This is a genomic window from Streptomyces sp. NPDC050534 (genome assembly GCF_044457745.1).
Classification (GTDB): domain Bacteria; phylum Actinomycetota; class Actinomycetes; order Streptomycetales; family Streptomycetaceae; genus Streptomyces.
On the sequence record NZ_JBITHF010000007.1, the window covers coordinates 487,594 to 499,945 of the forward strand.

12 protein-coding genes are annotated in these 12,352 nt (G+C 72.1%); 7 read left to right on the forward strand and 5 right to left on the reverse strand.

Translation table 11 applies throughout. From position 1 onward, the window contains the following. Positions 1-132: 132 nt before the first annotated feature. Both ACIBN2_RS25090 and ACIBN2_RS25095 read left to right on the forward strand, forming a co-directional pair. Positions 133-1,233 (forward strand): hypothetical protein, encoded by a 1,101-nt coding sequence (locus ACIBN2_RS25090; protein WP_399137368.1) that lies wholly within the window; start codon positions 133-135, stop codon positions 1,231-1,233. Positions 1,234-1,245: 12 nt separating this feature from the next. Next, a complete protein-coding gene (locus tag ACIBN2_RS25095) occupies positions 1,246-2,340 on the forward strand; it encodes a phosphotransferase family protein (protein WP_399137370.1) in 1,095 nt (364 codons plus the stop codon). Between the two features lie 10 nt (positions 2,341-2,350). Here ACIBN2_RS25095 and ACIBN2_RS25100 read toward each other — a convergent pair whose 3' ends face one another. Beyond that, complete coding sequence (locus tag ACIBN2_RS25100) at positions 2,351-2,785, reverse strand: hypothetical protein (protein ID WP_399137372.1); 435 nt, start codon at positions 2,783-2,785, stop codon at positions 2,351-2,353. Positions 2,786-3,046: 261 nt separating this feature from the next. Between ACIBN2_RS25100 and ACIBN2_RS25105 the strand changes: the two genes are divergently transcribed. From ACIBN2_RS25105 to fxsA, 4 genes are all read left to right on the forward strand, one after another. After that, a complete protein-coding gene (locus ACIBN2_RS25105) occupies positions 3,047-3,487 on the forward strand; it encodes an Lrp/AsnC family transcriptional regulator (RefSeq protein WP_016434164.1) in 441 nt (146 codons plus the stop codon). A gap of 78 nt (positions 3,488-3,565) precedes the next feature. Then, complete coding sequence (locus ACIBN2_RS25110; protein ID WP_399137374.1) at positions 3,566-5,173, forward strand: amidohydrolase; 1,608 nt, start codon at positions 3,566-3,568, stop codon at positions 5,171-5,173. Positions 5,174-5,707: 534 nt separating this feature from the next. Then, positions 5,708-6,502, forward strand: coding sequence for a polyprenol monophosphomannose synthase (locus tag ACIBN2_RS25115; protein ID WP_399137375.1), 795 nt, complete (start codon positions 5,708-5,710; stop codon positions 6,500-6,502). A gap of 91 nt (positions 6,503-6,593) precedes the next feature. Further along, on the forward strand, positions 6,594-7,148 hold the full coding sequence (gene fxsA, locus ACIBN2_RS25120) for an FxsA family membrane protein (protein WP_399137377.1): 555 nt from the start codon (positions 6,594-6,596) through the stop codon (positions 7,146-7,148). A 119-nt stretch (positions 7,149-7,267) separates the two neighbouring features. Here fxsA and ACIBN2_RS25125 read toward each other — a convergent pair whose 3' ends face one another. From ACIBN2_RS25125 to ACIBN2_RS25140, 4 genes are all read right to left on the reverse strand, one after another. Then, complete coding sequence (locus ACIBN2_RS25125; RefSeq protein ID WP_003977404.1) at positions 7,268-7,642, reverse strand: RNA polymerase-binding protein RbpA; 375 nt, start codon at positions 7,640-7,642, stop codon at positions 7,268-7,270. Positions 7,643-7,920: 278 nt separating this feature from the next. Beyond that, positions 7,921-9,258 carry an MFS transporter gene (locus ACIBN2_RS25130; RefSeq protein ID WP_399137379.1) on the reverse strand — a complete coding sequence of 446 codons (1,338 nt, stop codon included), beginning with the start codon at positions 9,256-9,258 and terminating at the stop codon, positions 7,921-7,923. A gap of 61 nt (positions 9,259-9,319) precedes the next feature. Continuing rightward, positions 9,320-10,087: a glycerophosphodiester phosphodiesterase gene (locus ACIBN2_RS25135; RefSeq protein WP_399137380.1), complete on the reverse strand. Its 768-nt coding sequence runs from the start codon at positions 10,085-10,087 to the stop codon at positions 9,320-9,322. Further along, positions 10,084-10,773, reverse strand: a complete 690-nt coding sequence (locus ACIBN2_RS25140) for a YitT family protein (RefSeq protein ID WP_399137381.1) — start codon at positions 10,771-10,773, stop codon at positions 10,084-10,086. Before ACIBN2_RS25140 ends, ACIBN2_RS25135 begins: the two co-directional genes overlap by 4 nt. Before the next feature lie 64 nt (positions 10,774-10,837). Between ACIBN2_RS25140 and ACIBN2_RS25145 the strand changes: the two genes are divergently transcribed. Next, positions 10,838-12,346 carry a PLP-dependent aminotransferase family protein gene (locus ACIBN2_RS25145; protein WP_399137383.1) on the forward strand — a complete coding sequence of 503 codons (1,509 nt, stop codon included), beginning with the start codon at positions 10,838-10,840 and terminating at the stop codon, positions 12,344-12,346. The last annotated feature ends 6 nt before the right edge of the window (positions 12,347-12,352 follow it).

Consider the following 12,352-nt stretch of genomic DNA (forward strand, 5'->3'; position numbering starts at 1 on the left):
GCAACGCGGAGGTAGGCGACAGGTCACCTTTCTGCGGAATCGAGCGTGAGTTCGCGGACGTACCGCCGCCTCTCTGGTCACCGCCGATTGTCTGACGTACCGTCAGGTCAAGCGTCTCCAGGGAGGTTTGGCGTGGCCGACGACCGCCCCGTACCGCTCGACGAGTACCCCGTGCACCAGGTGCCGCTGTCCATGAGGCACGTGGCGACCGGAGACCGCAACGCCTACGACCGCTGCATCTTCCACGTCCTCGACCACGAGGGGCGCGCGCTGCTCGTCGTGGGCCTCGGCGTGTACCCCAACGTCGGCGTGATCGACGCCTACGCGACCCTGCGGACCGGGGACACCCTGCACGCGGTGCGCGCCTCGGACGCCCTCGGTGACGACCGCATGAAGCTCGCCGTGGGCCCGCTCAGGATCGAGGTGGAGGAGCCGCTGCGGCGGCTGCGGCTGATCTCCGACGACGAGTCGCTCTCGTACGACCTCACCTGGACCGCCGAGTTCCCGGCCCTGTGGGAGCCCCATCACCTCCAGCGCCGCGGCGGCCGGCTCATCCTCGAAGGGCGCCGCTTCGTGCAGGCGGGCGGGGTGACGGGGGTAGTGCGGGCCGCGGGCGAGGAGTTCCGGGTCACGCCCGACGGGTGGACCGGCACCCGCGACCGCAGCTGGGGCGTGCGCCCCATACCGGGGGAGGAAGGCGGCCGCCTCGAGGAGGAGCACCCCACCGAGGGCTTCCACTGGCTGTGGTGCCCGGTGCGCTTCGAGGACCGCTTCCTGATGGTGATCGTGCAGGAGGACGCGGACGGATACCGCTCACTGAACGACGCCACCCTCGTCCGCCCCGGCCACGCGGACCGCCAACTCGGCTGGCCGCAGCCCGAGATCACCTACCGCCCCGGCACCCGCGACCCCGTCCGCGCCCTCGTCCACCTGGGCGACGTCCGCAAGCCGCTGGGCCTGGAGGCCGAGATCCTCACCTCCTCCCCGCTCGCCGTCGGCGCCGGGTACCCGCCCGCCGACGACTGGCAGCACGGCACCTGGCGAGGCCCCGGCTGGACGGACCGCCGTACGTACGACCTGACGCGACCGCACGTCCTGGCCGCCTACGGGGTCACCGACCACGCCGCCCGCTTCCGCCTGGACGGCCGGACCGGTCACGGCATCTTCGAACACGGCTCGTTCGGGCGGCACGATCCGAGCGGGTTCACGGATTTCACATCGGTCGCACCGTAGGGGGTTCGCGTCATGGCCACGGCGCCCCGGCCTCGTACCACCACCCGTGCCCCGGAGGAGATCGCCCGCCGCCTCAGCGCCTGGCTCGGCACCCGCCTGCCCGGCGCCGAGGCGGTCAAGGTGGCCGCCCCCGAGTCCAACGGAATGTCCAGCGAGACCCTGCTCTTCGAGATCGAGCACCCCGAACCCCCGGTGCGGACCTGCGCGTTGCGGCTCGCTGCAGACCCGGCGGCGTACACCGTCTTCCCGGTGTACGACATGCCCCGTCAGTACCGCACGATGCGGGTGGTGGCGGAGCACTCGGACCTGCCCGTGCCGAGGGTGCTGTGGCTGGAGGAGGACCCCGGCCCGCTCGGAGCGCCGTTCTTCGTGATGGAACGCGTCCAGGGGCGGGTGCCGCCCGACGTGATGCCCTACACCTACCAGGGCAACTGGCTGCACGCCGCCACCGACGCCGAGCGCGAGCGGCTGGAGGCCGCCTCGATCGGGCTGCTGGCCCGGCTGCACGACCAAGTACCGGTCACGGAAGCGGGGTTCCTCGCACTTCCGGGCGAGGGCGACGCCCTGCGCCGCCATGTCACCGCCCAACGCGCCTACTACGACTGGGTCGTCGACGGACGCGACCGCTCACCCCTGATCGAGGCCGCCTTCGACCGGCTGGAGGAGCTCTGGCCCCGCGACCCGGGCACACCGGTGCTCAACTGGGGCGACGCGCGCATCGGGAACGTCGTCTACGACGGATTCGAGCCCGTCGCCGTCCTGGACTGGGAGATGGCGGCCCTGGCCCCGCGCGAGGTCGACCTCGGCTGGACCGTCTATCTGCACCGCTTCTTCCAGGACCTGACGGCGGCCTTCGGCCAGCGCGGCCTGCCGGACTTCCTGCGTCGCGACCGGGTCGAGGCCCGTTACGCCCAACTCACCGGCCACACACCGCGGGACATGGACTTCCACACCCTTTACGCCGCGCTGCGGCACGCCATCGTCATGCTGCGCATCGCCTACCGGCAGGTGCACTTCGGCGAGGCCGTCGTCCCGGCGGACCCGGACACACTGATCCTGCACCACGGCAGTCTGCGGGCCATGGTGCAGGGCAGCTACTGGGATTGACCGAGACCGCTCAGGCGGCCTGGTCCCGCAGCACGGGGACCCGGATCGGGCGCGAGCCCGGCCCGCCGACGTGCGAGAACGGCTGCGTCCGCCAGTCGAGCCCCTGAGGGAGCGTCAACAGCAGGGCCGTGTCCTGCTCCTGGGGCCGGTACGACTCGTCCGCGGGCCGGGCCTCGGTGGCCCCGCGGCCCGTACCGGCGCACACCGTCAGGCCGAACGGGTTCCACGGCGAAGCACACAGCGCGTGCTCCGGCAGGACCTCCTCGTCCGCCAGCAGGGCGATGGGCTGCGCGCAGTCCGGGCAGATCACCCGGTACATCTCGAAGGTGTCGTACGCGTCCAACTCGTCGTCGAAGTCGTCCGGTTCGACGCCCTCCGGCTCGGGCTCGGTGACCGCCTGGAGGCGCTTGGGCGCGGTACGGCCAGGGCGCTTAAGACTCTGCATGGGTTCTCCCCCTCGGGCTGGGCCGTTCAGGCACTGCGGCCTCGACCACAGCAAGCACTTCCCGCCCGGTCATGGCGGTAATCACGAGAACATCACGGAGCGGTCCCGGTGGCTGTGGCGTTCGTCACATGCCGCCCGCAGATGCCTGCCCGGGCGTCGCCCGGACGGCTCGCCGGCGGCTCGCGGCCACATCACAAACCGGGCATGACCTGGTCTGCCGAGGTATCCCGGGAGGTCAGGCGCACTGTAGGTTCTTGCGCCATGGAGGAGCTGGATCGTCAGATCGTGCAGCTGCTCGTCAAGGACGGGCGGATGAGCTACACAGACCTGGGCAAGGCCACGGGCCTGTCCACGTCGGCCGTGCACCAGCGGGTGCGCCGGCTGGAACAGCGTGGCGTCATCCGCGGCTATGCCGCGGTGGTCGACCCCGAGGCCGTCGGGCTGCCCATGACCGCCTTCATCTCGGTGAAGCCGTTCGACCCCAGCGCCCCCGACGACATCGCCGACCGTCTGGCCGGCGTCCCCGAGATCGAGGCATGCCACAGCGTCGCCGGCGACGAGAACTACATCCTCAAGGTCCGGGTGGCGACCCCGCACGAACTGGAGGAGCTGCTCGCGCGCCTGCGGTCGCTGGCGGGCGTCTCCACGCGGACGACGGTGGTCCTGTCGACGCCGTACGAGGCGCGGCCGCCGCGCGTCTGAGCCGCCCCGCCGTGCCGGGTGCCCGGCAAGCGCGCCCCAGGTGCGACCCCGCCGCCGCGGCGCGAGAAACTGTCGGTCATGAGCACGCGCACCCCCGAGCCGAAAACCGTCCTGCTCCGCCGCGGAGAGGTACACAGCCCCGCCGACCCGTTCGCGACCGCGATGGTCGTGGAGCGCGGCCAGGTCGCCTGGGTCGGCTCCGATGGCGCCGCCGACGCCTTCGCCGACGGGGTCGACGAAGTGGTCGACCTGGACGGCGCGCTCGTCACCCCGGCGTTCACCGACGCCCATGTGCACACCACGTCCACCGGCCTCGCGCTCGCCGGCCTGGACCTCTCCGACGCCCCCTCCCTGGAGGCGGCACTCGCGCGCGTACGGGACTTCGCCGCGGCCCGCCCCCAGGACAAGGTCCTGCTCGGACACGGCTGGGACGCCTCCCGCTGGCCCGGCGGCCGCCCCCCGGCGCGCGCGGAACTGGACAAGGCCACCGGCGGCCGTCCCCTCTATCTCTCCCGTATCGACGTCCACTCGGCGGTCGTCACGACGGCCCTGCTCGACCTGGCGCCCGCGGTGGGCACCCTGCCCGGTGACGGCCCGCTGACCACCGGCGCCCATCACGCCGTACGCGCCGCCGCGTTCGCGGCCGTGACGCCGGCCCAGCGCATCGAGGCCCAGCGCATCGCGCTCGCCCACGCGGCCTCCCTCGGCATCGGCTCGGTCCACGAGTGCGCCGGCCCCGACATCTCCTCCGAGGACGACTTCACGGACCTCCTGCGCCTCGCCGCCGAGGAGGCGACCCCGCGGGTCGTCGGCTACTGGGCGGACCGGGACCTCGACAAGGCGCGCGAGCTGGGTGCCGTGGGCGCGGCCGGCGACCTCTTCGTCGACGGCGCCCTCGGTTCGCACACCGCCTGCCTGCACGCGCCGTACGCCGACACCGGCCACACCGGCACCGCCTACCTGGACGCCGCCGCCGTGGCCGCCCACGTCACCGCCTGCACCGAGGCCGGACTCCAGGCGGGCTTCCACGCGATCGGGGACGCCGCGGTGACCACGGTCGTCGAGGGCGTGCGCGCCGCCGCCGAGAAGATCGGCCTGGCCCGCGTCCGCGCCGCCCGCCACCGTGTCGAGCACGCCGAGATGCTCACCCCGGAGACCGTCGCGGCCTTCGCCGAGCTGGGCCTGACCGCCTCCGTCCAGCCCGCCTTCGACCGCCTGTGGGGCGGCGAGGACGGCATGTACGCCCAGCGCCTGGGCGCCGACCGGGCCCGCACCCTGAACCCCTTCGCGGCCCTGCTCAAGGCGGGTGTCCCGCTGGCCTTCGGCTCCGACAGCCCGGTCACGCCCCTCGACCCGTGGGGCACGGTCCGCGCCGCCGCCTTCCACCGCACCCCCGATCACCGGGTCTCCGTGCGCGCGGCGTTCACCGCCCACACGCGCGGGGGCTGGCGGGCGGTCGGGCGGGACGACGCGGGCGTCCTGGTGCCGGGCGCCCCCGCCGACTACGCCGTGTGGCGCACCGATGAACTGGTGGTCCAGGCCCCGGACGACCGGGTCGCCCGCTGGTCCACCGACCCGCGCTCCGGCACCCCTGGCCTGCCCGACCTCACCCCCGGCCGTGACCTGCCCGTCTGCCTGCGCACGGTGGTCGGCGGACGGACCGTCTTCGTAGGGCCGGGCGAGTGATCTCCCGGGGTGGCGCCGCGCCGAACATCGCCCGCCACGCCGTCGTACGACCTGCGTGTCCTCGGCCCTGACCAGGACTTTGAGGAAAGAACCGCAGGTCAAACGGCTGTTGACAGCCGATGGCAGGGGGCCGGTAGGTTCGGCGGAGTCCACCACCGGACGCCCGACCGGGGAACTTCTTCGCGCCAGTCGCAGCGCCGCTGGGTCAGGGACGGTGTGCCGCACCGGAGCACCGCCACTGGGAGCCAGGCTCAGCGCCCGCGCGCGACGAGGGAACGTTCCGGCCGGCCGGGGAGGTGTGACCCGGGTGGGGCCCGGGCGCTCAGTAGACAACGGCTTTCGGTCGATCCGCAGCCAGCGGATCCCAGGTCGGCCCGAAGGGCGCCGGGCCCCCATCCGTAGGCGCAAATCCGTCCGAATACGCGTTCTTACCCCGCTCTTGCGGAATCGACACCACGATACGAACGGGCTGTCACGTCATCGCAGGCCGTGGCCACTAAGGTGGAGGTCTGCGACGGACTTGAAGGGGCAGTAGTGAACGACGGCGACGGGACCCTCGCGGCACAGTCCCAGGGGAAGCGGTTCGGCCCGCTCGGCACGGCCTTGGTGATCATTCCGACCTACAACGAGGCGGAGAACATCAAGTCCATCGTCGGCCGGGTGCGCGAGGCCGTCCCCGAGGCGCACGTCCTCGTGGCCGACGACAACAGCCCCGACGGCACGGGCAAGCTCGCGGACGAACTGGCGGCCGGGGACGATCACGTCCAGGTGCTGCACCGCAAGGGCAAGGAGGGCCTCGGCGCCGCCTACCTGGCGGGCTTCCGCTGGGGCCTGGAGAACGGTTACGGCGTCCTGGTCGAGATGGACGCCGACGGCTCCCACCAGCCGGAGGAGCTGCCCCGCCTGCTCACCGCGCTCAAGAGCGCCGACCTGGTGCTCGGGTCCCGCTGGGTGCCGGGCGGCCGGGTGGTGAACTGGCCCAAGAGCCGCGAGATCATCTCCCGCGGCGGCAGCCTCTACTCGCGTCTCGCCCTCGACCTGCCGCTGCGCGACATCACCGGCGGCTACCGCGCCTTCCGCCGCGAGACCCTGGAGGGCCTCGGCCTCGACCAGGTCGCCTCCCAGGGCTACTGCTTCCAGGTCGACCTCGCCCGCCGCGCGGTCAAGGCCGGCTACCACGTCGTCGAGGTGCCCATCACCTTCGTCGAGCGCGAACTCGGCGACTCCAAGATGAGCCGCGACATCCTCGTCGAGGCCCTGTGGCGGGTCACGGCGTGGGGCGTGGGGGAGCGGGTCGACAAGATCACGGGCCGCGGCAAGAAGGCCTGACCGACCGCCGGCACGGGCCGCCCGCGACGTCACAGAACCGGTTGATCTTTCACTTATCCCGCACTGAGCCGGGCCCAGGCACACTGGATGCATGACGACTGGTGCTCCGACCCCCATACATCCCGCCCGGCCCAAGCGCTCCCGGCTGCGGACCTTCCTTCCGCTGGGTGTCGCGGCCTGGCTGGTGCTGGAGATCTGGCTGCTGACCGTGGTCGCGGGCGCGTCGAGCGGGTTCACCGTCTTCCTGCTGCTGCTCGCCGGCTTCGTGGCCGGCGCGGCGGTGATCAAGAAGGCGGGTCGCCGGGCCTTCCAGAATCTCAACGAGGCGCTGCAGCGCGGCGGCACCCCGCAGAGCGGCGGTGGCAACGGCCTGATGATGCTCGGCGGTCTGCTGCTGATGATCCCGGGCCTGGTCTCTGACGTGGTGGGTCTGCTCCTACTGATCCCCCCGGTCCAGAAGGCCCTCGGCCGCCTCACCGAGCGCACCCTCGACCGCAAGCTGCGCGAGGCCGCACCGGGCGGGTTCGGTGACGCCTTCCAGCAGGCCCGCATCCACCGCCCCGACGGCAAGGTCGTCCAGGGCGAGGTCGTCCGGGACGAGCCCGGGGACGCCCCGCAGGATCCGCGTCCGCCGCTGACGCGCTGATCGCCGCGGTTCGGCATACGACTGGCCGTTCGGCATACGACTGCGGGCGCCTACGTGAATCCACGTAGGCGCCCGCAGTCACTTGCGTGCGTTGGTCCGCCGCTCGGCCCCGGCGGGAACTAAGCCGACTTGCGGCTGTCCCTCGGGTGGACCGCGATGTTCATCGCGCCCGAACGGAGAACGGCCAGGCGCTCCTCGAGGACCTCTTCGAGTTCCTCGCGAGTACGCCTTTCCATCAGCATGTCCCAATGCGTACGCGCGGGCTTGGCCTTCTTTTCCTCAGGGCCGTCGCCGTCCACGAGGAGTGCCTGGGCTCCGCAGACCTTGCACTCCCACTCCGGCGGAATCTCCGCCTCGACCGAGAAGGGCATCTCGAAGCGGTGCCCCTTCTCACATGCGTACTCCACGGCCTGGCGCGGGGCCAGGTCGATGCCGCGGTCCGTCTCGTAGCTGGTCACCACGAGGCGCGTGCCGCGAAGAGCTCGCTCACTCATGAATCGTGCCTCCCGGGCTTGTCGCCCACAGGACAGGTGTCGCTGTCGTCGTCATCCGGTCAACGTCCGGTCGGCGGTAAAGATTCCCGTCCCGTGTCCCGTTTCGGGTCATGCGTCGCCGTCGTAGCCGCAGCCTTGCTGACCAATGTCGTACCCACCGGCGCCCGGTTTGTCACATCTGCTAGCAGATGTCACCCAGCGTTTCGGCATCTTTGACGCGCAGTAACGGTACGCCTGGCAGGCCAAACGCGTACACTACAGCCCTTTCGCCTTGAGCGCTAAATCGTGTCCGGGACCGGATTGCCAGCCTCGGAGATCGCCTGCCGTACGGGAACCCTTGCGAGCAGGGCGAATCCGATGATGAAGAAGGCCACGAGCGAGATGATCGCGTCACGATAACTTCCGGTCAGCTGGTAGGTGATCCCGAACAGAAGGGGTCCGAGCCAGCTCATGCCCCGGTCGCTCATCTCGTATGCCGAGAAGTACTCGGCCTCCTTGCCGGGCGGGACCAGATGCGAGAACAGGGAGCGGGACAGGGCCTGGCTGCCGCCGAGCACGAGACCGATCCCGGACGCCAGGACGAAGAACCACACCGGCACGCCGGGCGGCAGGAAGTACCCGGCCGCGAGCGTCACCGTCCAGGCCACCAGTGAACCGAGGATCGTGCGCTTGGCCCCGTACGTCCGGGCCAGCCGGCCCATCCCCAGGGCGCCCGCGACCGCCAGCACCTGCACCAGCAGGACGGCGCCGATGAGGGTCGACTGCCCGAGCCCCAGCTCCTCGGAGCCGTAGATCGACGCCTGGGAGATCACCGTCTGGATGCCGTCGTTGTAGATGAGGTACGCCAGCAGGAAGGAGAGGGTCAGCGGGTGGCGGCGCATGTTGCGGACGGTGGCGGCCAGTTGCCGCAGCCCGGGGGCGGTGGCCTCCTTCGGCCCGGCGGAGCCCCGGTCCCGCAGCCGGCGCAGCGGGACGAGCGTGAAGGCGCCCCACCACAGGCCGGCTGCGGCCAGGCAGATGCGGACGGCAGTGGTCTCGGAGACGCCGAAGGAGTCGTGCGCCAGGTACAGCACCAGGTTGGCGATCAGGACCAGCGACCCCGCCGCGTACCCGAAGGCCCAGCCCCGTGAGGAGACGGCGTCGCGTTCCTCGGGCGGGGCGATCTGGGGCAGGTAGGAGTTGTAGAGCATCATCCCGACGGACTGGGCCGCGTTCGCGACGATCAGCAGCAGGCCGCCGAGCAGATAGCGGTCGCCGTCGAGGAAGAACATGCCCGTCGTCGCCGCGGCCCCCACATAGGCCGTGATCCCGAGCAGGGGCTTCTTGCGTCCGGTGCGGTCGGCGGCGGCGCCCACCATGGGCATCACCAGCACGGCCACGATCACGGACAGGGAGACCGAGTACGCGAAGAAGGATCCGGCGCGCACCGGGATGCCCAGGGGGTGGACGTACCCGTCCGCGTCCGCCGCGGACTTGGCCACCGACGTCAGGTAGGGGCCGAGGAACACGGTGAGCACGCTCGTCGAGTAGACGGAGCAGGCCCAGTCGTAGAAGTACCAGCCGCGCTGTTCGCGCTGCCGGTCGAAGACGTCCGTCCGCACGGTGTCGGCGCTCACCCGTGCCCTCGCTTCCCCGCTGAAGTGCCGTGCGAAGGATCGGGGGAGGCTCGCCGGGCGGTCAGGCCCAGACGCCGCGTTCTTCCATGACCTTGCGCAACGTGTCGATGTGATCGGTCATGATGCCATCCACGCCCAGGTCCAGGAGCCGGTGCATGCGCTCGGGTTCGTTGATGGTCCACACGTGCACCTGGAGGCCGCGCGCGTGGGCGGTGCGCACGAAGCGGTGGTCGACGACCTGGATGCCGGACTGCGACTCGGGCACCTGGGCGGCCACCGCGGAGGCGCGCAGCGCGGCCGGGACGCCCCACGAGCGAAGCCGCAGGTTGAGCACGCCACGCGTGCCGTACGACGTCGCAAGCCGCGGACCGGCCAGCCGCTGGGCGCGCACCACCCGCGCCTCGGAGAACGAGCCCACGCAGATCCGGTCCCACGCGCGCGTGCGCTCGATCAGCTCCAGGAAGGGGTGCAGCGAGGTCTCCGCCTTGAGGTCGACGTTCCAGCGCACCTCGGGGAAGGTCTCGAGCAACTCCTCGAACAGCGGCACCGGTTCCTTGCCCGCCACGCGCGCCTGGCTCACCGTCTTCCACGGCAGGTCCGCTATGCGCCCCGCGCCGTCGGTCACCCGGTCCAGGGTCACGTCGTGGAAGGCGACCAACTTGCCGTCCAACGTGGTGTGGACGTCGGTCTCGATGTAGCGGTAGCCCGCCTCCACCGCCCGCCGGAACTGCAGCGCCGTGTTCTCCAGGCCGTCCGCGGCCCCGCCCCGGTGGGCGAAGGCGATCGGGCCGGGATGGTCGAGGTAGGGGTGGCGTATCCGCGAGGTCACGGACGCAGTATCGCTCCCTGCGGTTGCCCCGCGGCAACGACCGTGCTGCCGCCGGATGCCGGCGGGACGTCGAACACCCGCAGGAAGAGCTGGGCGAGCGGGCCGATGGACACCGCGTACAGGACCGTGCCGATGCCGACGGTGCCCCCGAGGGCGAAGCCGGTCGCGACCACCGCCACCTCGACCCCCGTCCGCATCAGGCGGATCGAGCGGCCGGTGCGCCGGTGCAGTCCGGTCATCAGCCCGTCCCGCGGACCCGGCCCGAACCGGGCGGAGATGTAGAGCCCGGTGGCCACGCCGTTGAGCACGATGCCCGCCAGGAGGAGGGGGACGCGTACGGCCAGGGAGCGGACGTCCGGGACGAGGGCGAGCGTGCCGTCCATGGCGAGGCCGACCACGAAGACGTTGGAGACGGTGCCGAGGCCCGGGCGCTGGCGCAGCGGGATCCACAGGAGCAGCACCGCCGCGCCCACGACGATCGACACGACGCCGATGGTGAGGCCGGTGAGCTCGGCGAGACCCTGGTGCAGGACGTTCCAGGGCTCCAGGCCGAGGCCCGCCTCGACCAGCAGCGCGGAACTCGCCCCGTACAGCACCAGGCCGGCATACAGCTGGATCAACCGCCGTCCGAGACGGCCCTTCGTGGACAAGAGATACCCCCCAGTGGTCGCAGTGGCCTGACTCATGTCACCCTGTGGCTTGGGTGGAAGTGTCATCCAGGGCCAATTCGGGGAAGGTGGACTGATTTCCATGGCGCAGTGGACCTCGGCGATGGGTGCGGCGCAGCTGGCCAGGCTGCTCAACTCCCAGCAGGACCGCCCGGCGGGACCCGGCACACGCCGTCCACCCGCCTACCGCGCGCTCGCCGACGGCATCCGGCTGCTCGTGCTGGAGGGCCGCGTCCCGGTGGCCGCCCGGCTGCCCGCCGAACGCGAGCTGGCCCTTGCCCTGTCCGTCAGCCGTACGACGGTCGCGGCCGCCTACGAGGCGCTGCGCACCGAGGGCTTCCTGGAGTCCCGGCGCGGCGCCGGCAGCTGGACCGCCGTACCGGCCGGGAACCCGCTGCCCGCGCGCGGTCTGGAGCCTCTCCCGCCCGAGGCGCTGGGCTCGATGATCGACCTGGGCTGCGCCGCACTTCCCGCGCCCGAGCCGTGGCTGACCCGGGCCGTCCAGGGCGCCCTGGAGGAGCTGCCGCCGTACGCCCACACGCACGGCGACTATCCGGCCGGGCTCCCCGCGCTGCGCGCGATGATCGCCGACCGGTACACCGCGCGCGGGATCCCCACGATGCCCGAGCAGATCATGGTCACCACGGGCGCCATGGGCGCGATCGACGCGATCTGCCACCTCTTCGCGGGCCGCGGCGAGCGCGTCGCCGTGGAGTCGCCGTCGTACGCCAACATCCTTCAGCTGATGCGTGAGGCGGGCGCGCGGCTGGTGCCCGTGGCGATGGCCGAGGGGCTGACCGGCTGGGACCTCGACCGGTGGCGGCAGGTGCTGCGGGACGCCGCACCCCGGATCGCGTACATCGTCGCCGACTTCCACAACCCGACCGGCGCACTCGCCGCCGACGGCCAGCGGCGGCAGCTGGTGGAGGCGGCCCGCTCCGCCGGGACGGTGCTGATCGCCGACGAGACGATGACCGAACTGTGGCTGGACGAGGACTTCCACGAGGGGGCGATGCCGCGGCCCGTGTGCGCCTTCGACCCCGCCGGGTCCAGCGTCATCACCGTCGGGTCGGCCAGCAAGGCCTTCTGGGCCGGGATGCGCATCGGCTGGGTGCGCGCGGCACCCGACGTGATCCGCAGCCTGGTCGCCGCGCGCGCGTACGCCGATCTGGGGACTCCCGTGCTGGAGCAGCTCGCCGTGAACTGGCTGTTCAGCACGGGCGGCTGGGAGCAGGCCGTCGAGGTGCGGCGCGGTCAGGCCCGGGAGAACCGGGACGCGCTGATCACCGCCGTGCGCCGGGAGCTCCCCGCCTGGGAGTTCGAGGTGCCCAAGGGCGGGCTGACGCTGTGGGTACGGACGGGTGGCCTGTCCGGCTCGCGGCTCGCCGAGATGGGGGAGCGGGTCGGGGTGCGGGTGCCCTCGGGGCCGAGGTTCGGGGTCGATGGTGCCTTCGAGGGCTACGTGCGGCTGCCGTTCACCGTGGGGGGCGCGGTCGCCGAGGAGGCGGCGGCGCGGCTGGCCGCGGCGGCGCGGCTGGTCGAGAGCGGGGCGACGGGAGGCGGGGAGACGCCGCGGACGTTCGTGGCGTAGTGGCCC

What these genes read in the sequence shown, in the direction of transcription:
- ACIBN2_RS25140 (WP_399137381.1), bottom strand. Translation starts at nt 10,773, where the DNA reads ATGAGTCAGGCCACTGCGACCACTGGGGGGTATCTCTTGTCCACGAAG.
- fxsA (WP_399137377.1), top strand. Translation starts at nt 6,594, where the DNA reads ATGACGACTGGTGCTCCGACCCCCATACATCCCGCCCGGCCCAAGCGC.
- ACIBN2_RS25110 (WP_399137374.1), top strand. Translation starts at nt 3,566, where the DNA reads ATGAGCACGCGCACCCCCGAGCCGAAAACCGTCCTGCTCCGCCGCGGA.
- ACIBN2_RS25100 (WP_399137372.1), bottom strand. Translation starts at nt 2,785, where the DNA reads ATGCAGAGTCTTAAGCGCCCTGGCCGTACCGCGCCCAAGCGCCTCCAG.
- ACIBN2_RS25125 (WP_003977404.1), bottom strand. Translation starts at nt 7,642, where the DNA reads ATGAGTGAGCGAGCTCTTCGCGGCACGCGCCTCGTGGTGACCAGCTAC.
- ACIBN2_RS25105 (WP_016434164.1), top strand. Translation starts at nt 3,047, where the DNA reads ATGGAGGAGCTGGATCGTCAGATCGTGCAGCTGCTCGTCAAGGACGGG.
- ACIBN2_RS25145 (WP_399137383.1), top strand. Translation starts at nt 10,838, where the DNA reads ATGGCGCAGTGGACCTCGGCGATGGGTGCGGCGCAGCTGGCCAGGCTG.
- ACIBN2_RS25095 (WP_399137370.1), top strand. Translation starts at nt 1,246, where the DNA reads ATGGCCACGGCGCCCCGGCCTCGTACCACCACCCGTGCCCCGGAGGAG.